Raw genomic sequence first — 16617 nt, forward strand, 5'->3', positions numbered from 1 at the left:
TAAAAAACTAGAGTAAAAAACTATTTTCTAATGATAAATTCCTCCATAGGAATTCTTACTTTCTTCATTTGAGAAAGCCAGTCATTTTCGGCGTCTCTATAACCGAGATATAAAAGGGTAACGCTTTTTAAACCCAACTCCTTTAGATCCAAAATCTCATTTACTGCTTCATTGCTAAAACCTTCAGCAGGAGTGGAATCAATCTTCAGTTCAGCTGCCTGAGCCATTGCTAAACCTAATGCAATATAGCTTTGTCTTGCTGTGTGCGCAAAATGCTGTTCAGGAGTTTGTGCTCCGTAGATTTGTTTAATCTGATCAGTATAACTGCTGAAACGGCCTCTTGGTAATTCTCTTACATCAGTATGATGATCATAAACTTTATCAATTTTCTCATTAGAGTAACTGTCCCACGCTGCAAAAACAAGTACATGAGAACAATCTCTCATAACTTCCGGATTTAATGCCCCTTTTACCATCTTCTCTTTCAATTGCTGGTTTTCAACAACAATCACACGGAAAGGCTGTAAACCAGATGAAGTTGGAGCTAATCTTGCAGCTTCTAAAATTTTATTTAAATCTTCTTCTGATACTTTTTTTGCAGGATCATACGCTTTTACCGCATGTCTCCAATTTAAATCTTCTATTAACGACATTTCTTCTTATTTTATAAATTAAAAATCTGATTGTTAAATCTTTTAAATAATACAACAGCACAAATATACATAACAATTAAATTGCACACAATTTAATTGTTAGAAATATGTTTTAAATCAAGAATTTATTAAATCTATAACAGAAAAATCATGACGAAACAGGTCATTCAAATTATACAATTGCATATGTGACGATAGATAGCTACAAATATTTACAGTTTATTATAAAATTAAACTTCCTTAAAGAAAAGTTATAATTTACATATTTCCGTTTAAATGAATATTATTTCATTTAACTTTACTACATGAGACCATTAGATCCTGATAAAAGAGAAAAAATTTTAAAGTCGGTACTTGTACTTACTGGTAAACAGGGATTAGCAAGCGTTACTATTTCAGGTATAAGTAAAACAGCCGGAATTGCAGCCGGAACCTTGTACATCTATTTCAAAAACAAGGAAGAGGTAGTACAGTTGGCTTATGCAGCTGTAGAGGATAAAATGACTCGCGCAATGTACCGCGACTTTGATATTAATGTACCAATAAAGCAATCGCTTAAGCAGATTTATATCAATATGCTCAACTACAGGCTAAATAACTATGACGAAACCGTGTTTATCGACCAGTATCAGCAGTCCGGCTACATACAGCTCAATTTTTCAAAACAACTGGCCGAGTATGAAAGACAGAATAAACCGCTATATAATCTTTTAGAAAAAGGACAGAAGGAAGAAATCATAAAAGCGCTGGATGCTATTATACTTATCAGCTTTTTTGATGGTGCAGTACGCTCCTGCTCTACAGGAATTATCCAAAAGTTATTTCCGTTAAGCCAGCAACTCATAGATGACAACTTTGATATGATATGGAGGGGCATGAGCTAAAACTTTAAATTTTAAATGAATAATTTTTCACTAATACTTTTTAATACTATATATTATGAGCATATTCAAAGACAAAACAATTATCATTACCGGAGCCGCTATGGGTTTAGGACTCGCGGCAAGTAAAGCCGTAGCACTAAAAGGAGCCAACCTTTCTATTGTAGATTACAATGCCGAAGCACTCGAAAAAGCAAAAACAGAAATCCAGTCTGTTGTACCAACTGCAAAAATTATAACGATCGTCGCTGACGTTTCAGATGAACAGGCAGTCAAAAATTATGTAGACCAAACAGTTGAAAAGTTTGGCGGTATCGATGGATTTTACAACAATGCAGGTATCGAAGGAAAACAGGCTCCATTAGTAGATTATGACATCAATGTATTTAAAAAAGTAATTGACATCAATCTTATGGGTGTGTATTACGGCCTTAAATATGTGATTCCAGTAATGCAGAAACAAGGTGGAGGAAAAATTGTAAACGTAGCTTCTGTAGGTGGAATCAGAGGTGTTATTAATCAGATGCCGTATGTAGCAAGTAAACATGCTGTTTCGGGGATGACAAAAAATGCAGCTATTGAATATGGAAAAGATGGAATATATACCAATGCAATCGCGCCTGGAGCTATTCTTACCCCAATGGTGGCAGAAGCTTTTAAACAGGTAAATCCGGCCGACCCAAAAGCAGCAGAAACAACATATGCGCAAAGAAACCCAACCAGAAAGTTAGGTAAACCTGAAGATGTAGGTAATCTTGTAGCCTTCTTGCTTAGCGATGAATGCCAATATGTAAATGGGCAGACCATTGCAATTGACGGAGGGGAATCAAACCTGTATGGTAATTCATAAATCAACATACTCTATTTAAAAAACGGATCATGGTATACGATGTGATCCGTTTTTTTTATATCGTAGAATACCAGCTAAATAAATAGTAATTTAAATTATTCATATCATCACTTTAATTCCGATACTGATCTAAAAACACATTTAGAGCCTTTGAAGGCGCTTCATCATTTCTATAAATTAAAACTGTGGTCATCGTGGCAAGTTCTTTAGTCACAGGAAAGGTTTTTATATTTCTGTTGCTGTAATATTGGCTTACCACTTCTGCAGGAAGTATACTAATACCAAGTCCTGCCTCCACAAAATTAATAATGCCTTCTATCGAATTGAGTACGGTACTTTTATAGCGAAGTATTCCTTTTGAACCGAGCCAGGTTTCGAGTCTTGCCCTGAAAAAGCAGCCTTGTCCAAAAACTACAATTTTTAAAGGATCTTGTTTTAACAATACTGAAAGCTTGTCGACATCGCCACCGGCTATTATAACAAGTTGCTCGTCACGCACAACAAGCTGCTGCAAACCCGGAATATTTATAGGCGCAGCAACAAAAGCGGCATCCAGTTTATAACTAAGCACATCTTGTATCAGTGTCGACAACATCGAAGAATAAAATTCAAGTTCTACATCTGGATAAAGTTCTGCAAAATCCTTAATGATTTCAGGTACTTTTAGAGCCATTGTTGTCTCAATACAGCCTATGCGTATTGTGCCACCAATTTTGTCTGCGCTCTGGATATCGCTTTTGGCATCATCGAGCAAACGTCCTATTTTTTTAGCGTATTGCAAAAGTGTTTCTCCTGCCTCAGTAAGAACCACTTTTCTGGAAACCCTCCGAAATAATTCGGCACCAAATTCATCTTCAAGGTTTTTGATGCGCGCTGTTACATTAGATTGTACTGTAAAGGTTGCTTCTGCGGCTTTTGTAAAACTTCCGAGTGTTGCGGCAGCTTCAAATATTTTGAGGTCATTGCTATTCATAGTATCACAATTAGTGATTAATTACATCATTATAAATCGTTTTCAGGTATCAAATATAGAATGTAATTTTGTCTTAAACAATTGAAAAAATGAAAAATATAATTAAATCAGTAACTCTAATTCTAGCTATGACTATGCTACCACAAACAGCTGTAAACGCGCAAGTAAAAAAAATTGCAACACAGGCAACTCATTACAACACTATAAAAGTCAACGGACTAAACATATTCTACCGTGAAGCCGGAGACAAAGATGCTCCTACACTATTATTATTGCATGGCTATCCTACTTCATCTCATATGTTTAGAAACCTTATTCCTATTCTAAGCAAAAACTATCATGTAATTGCACCTGATCTTCCTGGTTTTGGCTTTTCAGATGCACCGGATCATCTTAAGTTTGAATATACTTTTGATAATCTTGCCAACATCATGCAAGGATTTATTGATGTACTTGGTTTAAAACGTTTTGCTTTATATGTATTCGATTATGGAGCACCAACGGGATATAGGCTTGCTCTTGCAAATCCAGAAAAAATTACCGGAATTATATCGCAAAATGGTAATGCCTACGAAGAAGGATTAAGTACGGGCTGGAATCCTATCCAGAAATACTGGAAAGATCCATCTCAGACTAACAGAGATGCTCTTAAAGATTTTGTATCTAAAGAATCGACTTGGTTTCAATACCATGAAGGCGCATCAGATGCTTCGCTTATTGCACCTGAAACGTATACACTAGATCAGTACTTTCTGGATCGTCCCGGAAACATTGAAATACAGCTTGATTTACTAAAAGATTACCGAACTAATGTAGCGTTGTATCCTAAATTTCAAGCTTATTTTAGAGATCAAAAACCTATGACATTAGCTGTTTGGGGCAGTCAGGATCCTTATTTTCTTCCAGCAGGAGCAGAAGCATACAAACTTGATAATCCAAATGCTACTGTAAAATTTTATAAAACAGGTCATTTTGCACTTGAAACTCATTACAAAGAAATTGGCGCTGATATATTATTATTTCTTTCCAAACTTCCCAAATAATTAGTATGTACTATTTTTAAAATAGCGGTTCTAATAGACCGCTATTTTTTATAAATAAATGTGTATTCAAATCTCATCACAATGTATTTGGATCTGCAGGTAATTTTGAGGTAAAATTCAAAACTATTATGTAGCTTTTTCTATCGATTTATAGCATTTTTTTGATACTAAATATAGTAATTTCCAAAATAATTTTAGCTTCTTTCCCTCCTGCCTCTATACATTACTTAATTTGGAAAAGCAGGAACTTGATAAAATTTGGCAATTTCAAATAAATAAACCATCGCGGGACTATCCGTAGAGATTTTTTATCTCTGACATAACAAAGGTACTTTGGGTACTCCCTATGCTTTCAACTGATCCCAATTTATTAAACACAAAATCCTGATAATGCTTCATATCTTTGGCCGAAACTTTCATTAAAAAATCATAATCACCAGAAATATTGTAACATTCCACAACTTCTTCTATTTTCATAATATCACTAACAAACTGATTCCCGATATTACGATCGTGCTGTTTAAGTTTGATATTACAGAAAACAATAAATCCTCTGTTTAATTTTTCTGCATCAAGCAGGGCAATATATTTTTTAATATAACCATTGTTTTCCAATCTTTTAATACGCTCAAAAACAGGCGATGCCGAAAGATTTACCATTTTAGCAAGCTCTTTTACAGTGTATTTAGAATTATCGTGAAGTATATTTAATAACTGAAGATCAATATCGTCTATTTGTTCCATAGAATATTTTTATTTAATTTATTTATAAGACAGAATAAAATTCTTCAAATATAGCTAAAAACAATACAAAAATCTTATTATACTTCTTTTCGTCGAGCCATACCCTGAGCGATGATACTAGCTGCAATCAATTGCAAAGCATGGTATAGCATGAGCGGCAGCAATACGATGCCGGTGATGGTACTGTGCTGAAAAAGTACTTTTGACATAACGGTGCCGTGTACCAATGACTTTTTTGACCCGCAGAATAAGACCGTAATACGGTCTTCATCTGAAAAACCAAGCAGGCGGCTGAGTAGTCCGACACAAAAGAATACTGCAAAAAACAACGCCATCATCCCTGCAGCGAGTCCGGCAAGTTCAAGGGCGGTGAAGCCTTCAAAAAGATGTTCAGAAAATGACTTGCAAAACGATGTGTAAATAATGGTTAGAATAACTGCCTGATCGAAATATTTGAGCTGTTTCTTGTATTTTTCGGCAATGGCACCTAAACGGGAATTGAGGCTTATGCCAATGATGACAGGCAGCAAGACTTGAAGAATTAACTTTATGACGATTTGAGTAACATCAAAATCGCCTGTCGCAGAAGCTATAAACAGCCCAACCCAGAGAGGCGTAACGACTACTCCAATCAAACTGGAAATGCTTGCATTGAAAATGGCTGCAGGAATGTTTCCTTTAGCAATGGAAACCATGACCACCGAAGAGGAAACTGTGGACGGCAATGCTGCCAGAAAAAATACACCCAGCCAAAGCAGCCCGAAACCGTTATTGACAAACAACGGGCGAAATGCCAAAACAATGAGCGGAAAAAATAAAAAGGTGGTCAACTGAACGACAATGTGCATTTTCCAGTTAGAAAGTCCGGCTTTTAGTTTCTCAACACTCAGTCGCATGCCGTAAAACAAGAAAATAAAGGAAACGCCTGCATTGGCAATCTCCTCCAGCGAAACAGGTTCTTTGACCATGCCTGGCTTTGGCAAAAAATAAGCCATCAGGATCATGGTGGCGATCATTAACAGGAAACCGTCGAAACCTGCTTTTTTTAATACTTCTAATAATTTCTTCAATGTGTTTTAAATATTATTTCTCCGTGAAGGCACGGACACCATTATTAATACATTGAGACTAAATCCCAAGTTCTTTGCGTATAATTTCTGCTCCTGCGCTTAAAGCACTTAACTTGCCTCTGGCTATGTTTCGGGATAACGGGGCCATACCACAGTTTGTAGAAGGGTAAAGATTTTCGGCATCTACAAACTCAAGGGCTTTACGCAGTGTAGCAGCTACTTCTTCTGGTGTTTCGATAGTGTTGGTTGCCACATCAATGGCACCTACCATTACTTTTTTACCTCGAACAAGTTCCATTAAATCTAAAGGCACATTGGAGTTGTGACATTCTAAAGACACCACATCAATTTTAGATTTTTGAATTTTCGGAAAAATTTCTTCGTATTGTCGCCACTCTGAACCTAATGTCTTTTTCCAATCAGTATTGGCCTGTATTCCATAACCATAACAAATATGAACCGCAGTTTGGCAGTGTAAACCTTCAATAGCTCTTTCTAATGCTGCCATTCCCCAATCGTTTACTTCATCAAAGAACACATTAAATGCAGGTTCATCAAACTGGATAATGTCTACCCCTGCGTCCTGAAGTTCTCTTGCTTCTTCATTGAGTGCTTTCGCAAATTCCCACGCCAATTTTTCCCGGCTTTTATAATGGTCGTCGTACAAGGTATCTACCATTGTCAGCGGGCCTGGCAATGCCCATTTTATAGGCTTATTAGTCTGTTTACGTAAAAATTTAGCATCTTCAACAAAAACTGCTTTTTGACGTGCCACCTCACCTACAACCACTGGAACACTCGCGTCATAACGGTTACGGATTTTTACTGTTTTACGATTTTCAAAATCTACACCGCTTAAATGCTCGATAAAAGTCGTTACAAAATGCTGGCGTGTCTGCTCGCCGTCACAAATAATATCCAGATCTGCCAATTGTTGTTCCTGCAAAGAAATGCGTAAAGCATCTTGTTTCCCTTCAATTAGCTGATCGCCTTCTAATTTCCATGGTGACCAAAGTTTTTCGGGCGGTGCAAGCCAGGCAGGTTTGGGTAAACTTCCAACAATAGAGGTAGGTAATAATAGTTTCTTCATAATAGTATAATTTTAATGCGTTGTAATCAATTAAAGAGTAAAATTAGCAGACCATTGTTCCAGGAGACTTTTGTAAGGTTTAATGAAATGCTCTTCAGCATATTTACCCTGTTCTACTGCCAATCGACTGCGCTCTTCGCGGTCATAATCCACACGAGTCAGTGAATAATCTTCGTGTTTAAGAGTAGGTTGATAGATTTTCCCGGCCACTGAATTTGCATTGTAAATTTCAGGGCGATAAATCTTCTGAAAAGTCTCCATCGTGCTGATTGAGCTGATTAGTCCAAGATCAGTATAATCAGCAAGCAGATCTCCGGTATGATAAAAAGCCATCGGTGCTACACTATTAGTAGGCATGAAAAAACGAACTTTTAAGCCCATTTTAGAGAAATATTCATCAGTGATAGAATACTGATCCTGCAGATACTCAAAACCCAAAACCGGGTGCTGATATTCAGTGCGAGTATACGTTTTGTTGCTCGATACACTTAGACAAATGATCGGTGACATCTTAAAGTGTTCTTTATAAGTGACTGAATTCACAAAGCACTTATAAAGTTTTCCGTGCAAATCACCAAAATCTTCAGGAATACAAAAATTAGGTTTATTTTTATTGTGCTCGATCAATAAAATACTGAAATCATAATCACGAACATAAGACGAAAAATTATTTCCGGCAATACCTTCGATACGCTGGCTAGTCTTACGGTCAAAAATATTCGTTTTTAAAACTTCAATCAACGGCAGATTGTTACTACCATTCTTATCATCAATACGCATCGTTACTGTGATGATTTCAAGTTCTACAAGGTAACGATCAGCTTTTGGATTATCTACATGAGCCAATGCATTGAATCGATTGTTAATCATATTTAATGCATTACGTAAGTTTTGTTGGCGATTACCTCCTCTCGCCAAGTTTGCAAAATTGGTTGTCAAACGCGTTTCATTTGAGGGGTGATAGTTTTCATCTAAACAAGTGCTCTTTAGTGTGAATGCAAAATCATTCTGGATTGTATTCTGGGTGTTTTCAATATTTTGCTTTTCGTTTATTCCCCTATCTTCTTGTATGTTCGCTTTCATCTGATGATAATGTTTAGTTTTTTTACCCTGCAAATTTGAATATAAAAGATTAAATATTTTTATTTACACATAAAATCAGTTAATTATTCTTTTTAAATGTGTTTTTAAAGATTATTAATCTTTAAACAAATGCAATTATGAAGGAAAACAGATAAATATTCTTTAGTGGCTTAAGATGATTGACTTGGAGTTTCCCAGAGCGCTTCAAAAACTCGAAAAAGAAAACAATATCATTTATATTTGTCAAAATTTTAAGATAGACATAGCAATGAATTTGATAGAAAATTTAAAATGGCGTTACGCCACAAAAGCTTACAATAACATTAAAGTAACAGAAGAGAAGGTCGATCAGATCTTAGAGGCTATAAATCTTTCAGCATCTTCTTGTGGTCTTCAATCTTACCGTGTTTTTGTTGTAAGCAATCCGGAAATTCAAAAAAAATTAGGTGCTGATTCGTATAATGGACAGATTAGCTCTTGCTCTCATTTGTTGGTTTTTGCTGCACTAACTGACATGTCTCCGACTTACATTGACGATTATATGACAATGACAGAAAAGCAAAGAGGTCTTGATGCTGGTGCCTTATCAGGATTTAGAAATGGACTGCATTCCTATTTCAGCGCTATTAACGCAGAGCAAAAAGCCCATTGGGCGGCCAAACAGGCTTATATTGCACTAGGAACTGCACTTATTGCTGCGGCAGAATTGAAAGTGGATGCCACTCCTATCGAAGGATTTAATGCCACGACTATCGATGCCGTTTTGGGTTTGAAACAAAAAGGACTGCATTCTACAGTTATCCTCGCTTTAGGATATCGGGATTCGGAAAAAGACTATATGGCGGCTACGAAAAAAGTTCGTTTGCCTATAGATGAAATGATAACGAAAGTTTACTAATACCTACTAAATTTATTATCGAGAAATTTATCAAATGCCATTACAACTTAATAAATTTACAAAATTCATATTTTTAACATTTAACCCTTTACGATACATACAAACCGCTTACTAATCAAAATTCGAGATAATTATCTTACAAATTCACTTAAAAATAAGCCAATTTCTTTAAATCTTGCATAAAATGATTTGGAATTTGTATCGTTGAGGTCACAAAGGCCAAAAGGCGCCAATTGTCTTCAATTGGCGTCTTTTTTTTAAATTGACAAATGGTTCTAAACAAATATTCTATTTTGCTATTGAAAATTGGTGATTACTAATATTGCTGGTTTTATGATAAAACCCCTTCATAATTTTTCATATAAGCGCTGTAAGATTCTCCATACTAGACAGAAGAGCATTAAAATGTTTTTAAATTAATAATTTTGATTCAGCTATTGATTAATATTTCATTAAAAGATTAATTTAGAACGGTAGAAAACTGAAATATGAAAGAAGATTATATAAAACGAATTAATAATGTATTAGTATATATTGACCAAAATTTAGATCAGGAACTGAATTTGGAAACTATAGCTAAAATTGGAAATTACTCGCCATTTCATTTGCACAGAATTTTTAAAGCAATTACAAATGAAACTATAAATGAATACATTACTCGCAAAAGAATTGAAAAAACCGCATTAATACTTATACATAAAAAAGAGATCACAATCTCTGAACTTTCCCTACAATATGGATTTAACAGCAACTCTTCTTTTACCAGAACTTTTAAGAAATTTTACGCAGTAAGTCCCTCTGAGTTCAGAAAAACCTACTCAGACAAATTTAGCAAGATTGGTAAAGTGGATAGCAAGAATGGACAAGAAAATGGAATATCTGACCAATATATTTGCAACATTGATAATCATAAAAATTGGATTAAAATGAAAGCAAAAATTGAAATTAAAGAAATGCCAAAATTAGATCTTGTCTATATTACACAAATTGGACATAACGGAATGCAAGATGCTTATTCAAAATTAATTAAGTGGGCAGCTCCAAAAGGACTTCTGGAAAATGAAAACTTAAAAATAATAACTATCTATCACGATAGTTATAAAGTTACAGATCCTGATAAGGTTAGAATGAGTGCTTGTATTTCACTGAAAGAAAAAATTAGTGTTGACGGAGAAATTGGGTTAACGACAATTGAAAGCGGTAAATTTATTGTTGGACATTTTGAAATTGGAATAAATGAATTTGAGAAATCCTGGAATGCCCTTTTTATCTGGATGAGCGAAAACGGATATAAAAAAGCGGATCGAAATCCTTATGAAATTTATTATAATGATTTCAATGAGCATCCGGAAAAAATAAGTATCGTAGATTTTTGTATTCCAATTCAATAAATTAAAACTTCTTAAAAATGGAATATAAAGAAATAAAAACAGTGATAATTTTGACTTTAATCATTACAATGTTTTTTACATGTTTTGAATTAAACATCACAAAAAAATATTATTTGAATAAGAAGTCCAAAATCAGTTTTACTGAAGTAACAACTTATACCCTGAAAGTTAAAAATACAAAGTAAAAATAAGCTGTAACTATTAAAATTTTTAAAAAAAAACATTCTAAATTTAGATGGTCATATCCATTAGAAATTCAGCGGATTTAAATTTCCCATATTATGTTTTTTTATAACTAAATGGATGCAAAACTTGACGAAAAAAGTTAATAATACAACCTTACAAAATCTTAAATAATTATTATTTTAATTTATTTCAGACTTTTTCAGGTATAATTATCTTTTGCAGGGACTTAAAAAGCTTTCTAAAATCTGTATGCTTCTTCAAATACTGCACTCCCTTGAATTTGGTCAGCGCTTCCTGTAGCATATGTCCTGAATTTCGGGAATAAAGTACAACCGGAATTCTTTTTAGAGCTTCAATATCCCGAAGTAATTTAAGAAATCCGGATCCATCAAGATGCGGCATGTTAAAATCCAGGAAAATTATATCGGGTGATAATTTTGAATCCTGAAGTTTTTTTAGAGCTTCAAGTGCACTGCCTTCTACTGATGATCTAATTTCATGATTAATTGCATTTAGAACTAATACAAAAGTCTCTGCATCATCATTTATATCGTTGACTAATAATATATTTTTGTATTTCATTCCCTAACTATAATTTTAGGCCAAAAAATCTAATTTAAGGCAGTTATTGACTTTAAATCACTACAATTTTATGACAAAATAAAACGATATCAAATACCAGTAATGCTAATTTGTAATAACGCTGAAAAACTTTGTAATAACTTACAATCTATGTAAAACTGATGTTGAAGTTTTCATACTATCCTATTTTAAAATTGGGATATAAGGATGTTTTACAGGATATTTTTTTATCTTTGAAATGCAGGATTTTTAATCTAAATGGCTTTATCTTTGAGCCTCTAGAAAATCGATATTCATTATGGAACAGAAAATACATCAGGGGAAAAACGTAAAGCGCTTCAGAGAAATGCTTAACATAAAGCAGGAAGCATTAGCTTATGATCTGGGAAATGACTGGAATCAGAAGAAAATTTCTATGCTGGAGCAAAAAGACGTAATTGAAGATAATCTGTTGAAACAAATTTCAACTGTATTAAAAATTCCTGTAGAAGCTTTTCAGAATTTTGATGAAGAACAGGCTATTAATATTATTTCTAATACTTTTGACAATTGTCAACAACCTGCATCTGTATTTTACAATTCAACCGTTAATCAAATTGATCAATTTATTAAACTACACGAAGAAAAAATTGCTTTATACGAGCGTATGTTGAAAGAGAAAGATGAAATGATGGTAAGGCTTGAAAAATTAATAAATAAATAATTTTTTATAGAAGATATATTAAAACAAAAAAGAGACTTTCGAGTCTCTTTTTTTGTTTTGAATACTATTTACGGGGTGAATTCGGAGACATTTTAATAGCTTTCCTTAAAAATCTTCGAAAAGAGGCTTTTCAATTTTTAAAAAAGCACTAATTGATTTCTTCAAATCAGTTTATTTTAATTTACTATATGCTTCTAAAAGAAGGGATTTATTCCTCTCCAAAAAGGTTTTCAGCGATTCGGGCTGTATTTTAAACTCTGCTATCTCATGAGGATCAACTTTATACCCTTCAACATTTTGCCAGATAAAAGCTTCGGTCCCCCATTTAAACAACCCGCTTTCGGTGGCTTGCTCATCTGTTATACTGATGGCCTCAAATTGTTTACCGGTAACGGATGAAAGCGCATCAGCGACCTCTCCCATTGTAAGTGAATCACCCACTACAGCAAATTCTTTTTTGTTGAATTTCTCGGGGTTTGAAAATGCCTCAGCCGCAAAACGGCCGATATCTTCAGGGGACACCCAGTCTATTTTTGTATCCGGCTCGGTCGGGCTTATTATTTTACCCTGAGAAATAGTAGGAAACATCCATTCATTTTTAGGAGGAAGCAGGTTTACCATGATAAACGGAGGTTTTATGATTGTCCAGAAGGTAAATCCGGCATCTTTAACAGCGTTTATGGCTGCAGCTTTCTCTTCCCAGTACAGTGGCTCCCAGCGGCCCTTTTCCCAGTCCGCAAAGTTTTGGTGATCTCCCGCGCGGGCAACCGAGGTGTGAACTATCTGCTGAATCCCGGCGGCTTTTGCTGCAGCAACCAGATTTTTTGCATGTCTGGTTTCCTCTCCCTTATTCCCAGGGTGTGAACCCATCTGCATCGAGAATACGCCTGTTGCACCTTTAGCAGCCTCAGTCAGACTTTCTAAATCATCGAACGTCGATTCAGCTAATTCAACATTCCTTACAGCGAGTGCTTTTGCAGCTTCACTGTTTTTATTTCGCACAATAGCCCTTACCGCTATATTTTTAGCTAATAATGCATCAATAACTGCTCCTCCCTGAGTACCTGCTGCGCCAGCTACCAGTATTAATGATTTATCTTTCATATTTTTGTGATTTAAATTTTTTGTAAATTTACGCCCTAATTGGTTTACAAAAGATACCAGTTACCTAAAGGATGCCAGATATACAAAAAGATAATGCCGAAAATGCACAGCAAATCAAACATCTGCAAGATGCCCTCTATGTGATAAGTGGGAAGTGGAAACTGCCTATCTTGACAGCTGTACACCAAGGAAACAGTCGATTCCGTGACATTCAGAGGAGTGTGAACGGTATCACAAGCAAAGTCCTGTCAAAGGAACTTAAAGAACTGGAACTAAACAAGCTCATTTTGCGCAGGGTCTATGATGACTCACCTCCGACCGTCGAGTATACAGCATCTGTGTATTGCGATACGCTGCACAATATGATTTCCGAAATGATTGAGTGGGGTAAAAACCACCGTGACAAGATAAGGGAAGTTTAATTGTTATTGCCTTCTAATTTGCCAAAAAAAACTAAAGCTGTTATGATCAAAAGATATATCATTACTCTATAGCAGTCATCTTATTTATCCTCAAAAGTTAAAACTATGAGGCTCCCCTTGCTCTACGAAGTGTTCTTCTTTACGCTGTGAAAATGTCTCTGACTTTGCGACATTTTAAACAAATATAATTGAAAAACAGAGACTTCATTAAGTCTCTGACTTTAAAAATATTTTTCTTAGATACTTTCCTTAATGTAAAATTCCAAGACAATAATAAGAACTAACAGTAAAAAGTCGGGAGACATTTGCGTAGGTTTTCATAAAAACACTTTGAAGAGCGGGAAATAGTAGAATTTATACAAAAAACAATATTTAGCCTTTTACTGATATTTTTAAATCTTATAATAGACATGATACTTATTTGTATATCTCAAATTTGAGAGATAATCAAATAATTACCCAACCATTGCAGAGGAAGACCATATGAAATGAGAAGTCAGTGGAAGCAAAACTTCAATCGAACCTTTAAACTTAATTCTTCAGGAGATTTAATTATTAAATTAAAATGAAAAAATGAAAAAGAAAATATTTATAGCAGTAATATCTCTAATTGTTTTTTATTCAGCTTATTATTATTGGCAAAACAGATATGTTGAACTTCGTCCCGTAATTCCGGCCGAAGAAAACTATACCCGTCAAATAATATTTTTTGACAATGATCTTTACAAATTTGCAGAACCAAATGAAATTTCGCCAAGTTACTATAAAAACATAAAATGGATTTTGGATGGTTCCAGAGTGGATTATATTGAAAAAAACGGAATTATTTATGTACGAAATAAATTTTTGGACGACATGAATATGGTTTGGAATTACACCACTAGAGCTATATCTACGGAGTATTTTGAGTTAGAAAAAAAGAGGGATAGCACTCATCTTATTTACGAAAAGAAATGTGCAGATCTTCGGAGAAAAAAAATAGAATCTATTTTAAAAACTATAAAGACAGACTCTATTAAATTCCATGAAGATCACAAAAATAAAGGGAATTAAATACTCCGCTCTACGAAGTCTTCTTCTTTACGCTACGCAAATGTCTCTGACTTTGCGACATTTTAAACAAATATAATTGAAAAACAGAGATTTCATAAAGTCTCTGACTTTAAAACTAATTTTATTAAAAGATTTTTCCTGAATGTAAAAATCCAAGACTTTCATTCAGGCAATCTTAATTAAAGAAAGAAAAAATACTTTAAAATTTGGAGTAAACTTATTTTTGTATATTTTTGTATCGTTCATTACAAAATAAAAATCAACAATGAGAGGAAGACCAACAATCTACGAAGACGCTAATATTGTAAAAAAAGCACAAGAAGTTTTTTGGCAAAAAGGATATAATGCTACTTCATTGAGCGATTTACAAAAAGCCACGGGAGCCGGAGCCGGAAGTTTTTACAATACTTTTAAAGGCGGTAAAAAAGAGGTTTTTCAAAAAGCAATTGAAGAACGAAGATTGGCATTTGACGCTTTTAAAATTGAATTAAGCAAAAGCGAATCGCCTTTAGAATTGATTAAGGATTTTTTTAGAAGCATCGCTTCCGCGGAAGAAAATGAACATCTTAAAGGCTGTATTATTGCCAATACGGTTGTAGAAATGACTTTTATTGATGGCGATCTGGAAGCAAATGCGGTTCAGATTTTGAAAGAAGTAGAACAAATGTTTACTCAGTCCATTAAAAACGAACAAATAAAAGGAAACCTAAAAACGCAGACAGATCCTGAAATACTGGGTAGATATTTAATAACATTTTGGTGTGGACTCAATACACTGAGAAAAATGTATCCGGACAAAAATATCCTGAAAAATCAAATCGAAATGCAATTAGCTGTTATCAGCTAATTTTTTTGACTATTTATGTATCAATCACTACAAAATTAAACAATAAAAAATGAATTTAAAATTAGAAGGGAAAAGAGCTTTTATAAGCGGTTCGACGAAAGGAATAGGTTTTGCGATTGCAAAACAATTATTAAATGAAAAAGCTGAAGTCATAATTAACGGACGGGATGAAGAAAAAACCAATCTGGCTGTTCAAAAATTAAAAGAAGAATTTCCTGATGCCTCAGTTTCAGGAATAGTTTGCGACTTGGGAAATAAAGAAGAAGTAACTACATTACTAGCCAAACTAAACAATATTGACATTTTAATAAACAATGTGGGAGTTTTTGAATTAAAAGATTTTGAAAATATAGAAGAGGAAGAATGGTATCGAATTTTTGATATCAATGTAATGAGCAGTGTCCGACTTTCTAAGAAAATTTTACCACAAATGCTTCAGAAAAATTCAGGAAGAATTATTTTCATCAGCAGTGAATCAGGCGTGAATATTCCTGGAAACATGATTCATTACGGAATGACAAAAGCGGCTATGATGGCCGTTAGCAATGGTCTGTCTAAATTAACTCTGGGAACTGAAATTACTGTAAATACTATTTTAGGCGGTCCAACTTATTCTGACGGAGTTGCTTCGACAATCGAACATATAGCTTCTTTACAAAACATAGAAGTCGAGCAAATGAAAAGTGCCATTATACAGCAAACCAATCCGCAATCTTTAATACAGCGTTTTATCGATCCTGCTGAAATTGCTTCTTTGGCAGTTTATTTATCCAGTCCACTTTCAATTGCTACAAACGGTTCGTGCCTTCGAGCGGATGGCGGTACATTAAAAACGATTTAAATGATACATACAAACCGCTTTAAAATAAAAACACAAAATAATTACACAAATTCATTTGAAAATAAGCCAATTCCTTTAAATCCTTAATAAAATGATTTGATAATCTGTCCTTTAAGGTTCACAAAAGCCAAAAGGCGCCAATTGAAGACAATTGGCGCCTTTTTTTTTATACCTAATCACATAACTAAAAACTTACGTTTATG

At 34.3% G+C, this 16617-nt stretch carries 18 protein-coding genes; 10 read left to right on the forward strand and 8 right to left on the reverse strand.

The annotated features are described in order from the left end of the window. Window positions 1–20 precede the first annotated feature (20 nt). The gene (locus RC62_RS02890; RefSeq protein WP_055092445.1) at window positions 21–653 is read right to left on the reverse strand and encodes an NAD(P)H-dependent oxidoreductase; all 633 of its coding nucleotides are present in this window, start codon (window positions 651–653) and stop codon (window positions 21–23) included. A 305-nt stretch (window positions 654–958) separates the two neighbouring features. Here RC62_RS02890 and RC62_RS02895 point away from each other — a divergent pair, with 305 nt between their 5' ends. Together RC62_RS02895 and RC62_RS02900 are read left to right on the forward strand one after the other, a co-directional pair. After that, window positions 959–1537 (forward strand): TetR/AcrR family transcriptional regulator, encoded by a 579-nt coding sequence (locus tag RC62_RS02895; protein ID WP_055092447.1) that lies wholly within the window; start codon window positions 959–961, stop codon window positions 1535–1537. A gap of 55 nt (window positions 1538–1592) precedes the next feature. Further along, window positions 1593–2384: a glucose 1-dehydrogenase gene (locus tag RC62_RS02900; protein WP_055092449.1), complete on the forward strand. Its 792-nt coding sequence runs from the start codon at window positions 1593–1595 to the stop codon at window positions 2382–2384. A 112-nt stretch (window positions 2385–2496) separates the two neighbouring features. Here the strand turns inward: RC62_RS02900 and RC62_RS02905 are convergent, their stop codons facing one another. Beyond that, on the reverse strand, window positions 2497–3357 hold the full coding sequence (locus RC62_RS02905; protein ID WP_055092451.1) for a LysR family transcriptional regulator: 861 nt from the start codon (window positions 3355–3357) through the stop codon (window positions 2497–2499). A gap of 89 nt (window positions 3358–3446) precedes the next feature. Between RC62_RS02905 and RC62_RS02910 the strand changes: the two genes are divergently transcribed. Continuing rightward, entirely contained in the window at window positions 3447–4400 is a 954-nt protein-coding gene (locus tag RC62_RS02910) for an alpha/beta fold hydrolase (RefSeq protein WP_082421196.1), read from the forward strand. A gap of 291 nt (window positions 4401–4691) precedes the next feature. Here the strand turns inward: RC62_RS02910 and RC62_RS02915 are convergent, their stop codons facing one another. The 4 genes from RC62_RS02915 to RC62_RS02930 form a co-directional block, all read right to left on the reverse strand. Further along, complete coding sequence (locus RC62_RS02915) at window positions 4692–5144, reverse strand: Lrp/AsnC family transcriptional regulator (protein WP_035644147.1); 453 nt, start codon at window positions 5142–5144, stop codon at window positions 4692–4694. A gap of 77 nt (window positions 5145–5221) precedes the next feature. Beyond that, entirely contained in the window at window positions 5222–6214 is a 993-nt protein-coding gene (locus RC62_RS02920) for a bile acid:sodium symporter family protein (protein WP_055092453.1), read from the reverse strand. 58 nt (window positions 6215–6272) lie between these two features. Beyond that, window positions 6273–7304, reverse strand: a complete 1032-nt coding sequence (locus RC62_RS02925; protein ID WP_055092455.1) for a methionine synthase — start codon at window positions 7302–7304, stop codon at window positions 6273–6275. A gap of 30 nt (window positions 7305–7334) precedes the next feature. Continuing rightward, window positions 7335–8387, reverse strand: coding sequence for a DUF1852 domain-containing protein (locus RC62_RS02930; protein WP_209435083.1), 1053 nt, complete (start codon window positions 8385–8387; stop codon window positions 7335–7337). Window positions 8388–8562: 175 nt separating this feature from the next. Between RC62_RS02930 and RC62_RS02935 the strand changes: the two genes are divergently transcribed. Together RC62_RS02935 and RC62_RS02940 are read left to right on the forward strand one after the other, a co-directional pair. After that, window positions 8563–9285: a nitroreductase family protein gene (locus RC62_RS02935; RefSeq protein ID WP_245176765.1), complete on the forward strand. Its 723-nt coding sequence runs from the start codon at window positions 8563–8565 to the stop codon at window positions 9283–9285. A gap of 488 nt (window positions 9286–9773) precedes the next feature. Further along, on the forward strand, window positions 9774–10676 hold the full coding sequence (locus RC62_RS02940) for a GyrI-like domain-containing protein (protein WP_055092458.1): 903 nt from the start codon (window positions 9774–9776) through the stop codon (window positions 10674–10676). Window positions 10677–11051: 375 nt separating this feature from the next. Here RC62_RS02940 and RC62_RS02945 read toward each other — a convergent pair whose 3' ends face one another. Then, on the reverse strand, window positions 11052–11444 hold the full coding sequence (locus RC62_RS02945) for a response regulator (RefSeq protein ID WP_055092459.1): 393 nt from the start codon (window positions 11442–11444) through the stop codon (window positions 11052–11054). Between the two features lie 298 nt (window positions 11445–11742). Between RC62_RS02945 and RC62_RS02950 the strand changes: the two genes are divergently transcribed. Further along, the gene (locus RC62_RS02950; protein WP_055092461.1) at window positions 11743–12147 is read left to right on the forward strand and encodes a helix-turn-helix domain-containing protein; all 405 of its coding nucleotides are present in this window, start codon (window positions 11743–11745) and stop codon (window positions 12145–12147) included. A 171-nt stretch (window positions 12148–12318) separates the two neighbouring features. Here the strand turns inward: RC62_RS02950 and RC62_RS02955 are convergent, their stop codons facing one another. After that, window positions 12319–13251 (reverse strand): NmrA/HSCARG family protein, encoded by a 933-nt coding sequence (locus tag RC62_RS02955; RefSeq protein WP_055092463.1) that lies wholly within the window; start codon window positions 13249–13251, stop codon window positions 12319–12321. A 71-nt stretch (window positions 13252–13322) separates the two neighbouring features. Here RC62_RS02955 and RC62_RS02960 point away from each other — a divergent pair, with 71 nt between their 5' ends. From RC62_RS02960 to RC62_RS02975, 4 genes are all read left to right on the forward strand, one after another. After that, window positions 13323–13673, forward strand: coding sequence for a winged helix-turn-helix transcriptional regulator (locus RC62_RS02960; protein ID WP_055092465.1), 351 nt, complete (start codon window positions 13323–13325; stop codon window positions 13671–13673). A gap of 573 nt (window positions 13674–14246) precedes the next feature. Continuing rightward, entirely contained in the window at window positions 14247–14726 is a 480-nt protein-coding gene (locus RC62_RS02965) for a hypothetical protein (RefSeq protein ID WP_055092467.1), read from the forward strand. A gap of 265 nt (window positions 14727–14991) precedes the next feature. Further along, window positions 14992–15573, forward strand: a complete 582-nt coding sequence (locus tag RC62_RS02970) for a TetR/AcrR family transcriptional regulator (RefSeq protein WP_055092469.1) — start codon at window positions 14992–14994, stop codon at window positions 15571–15573. Between the two features lie 49 nt (window positions 15574–15622). Continuing rightward, window positions 15623–16414, forward strand: a complete 792-nt coding sequence (locus tag RC62_RS02975; RefSeq protein WP_055092471.1) for an SDR family NAD(P)-dependent oxidoreductase — start codon at window positions 15623–15625, stop codon at window positions 16412–16414. Window positions 16415–16617 lie beyond the last annotated feature (203 nt).

Origin of the sequence: Flavobacterium aquidurense, from assembly GCF_001404985.1 — a bacterium.
In the GTDB taxonomy this organism is placed as follows: Bacteria; Bacteroidota; Bacteroidia; order Flavobacteriales; family Flavobacteriaceae; genus Flavobacterium; species Flavobacterium aquidurense_B.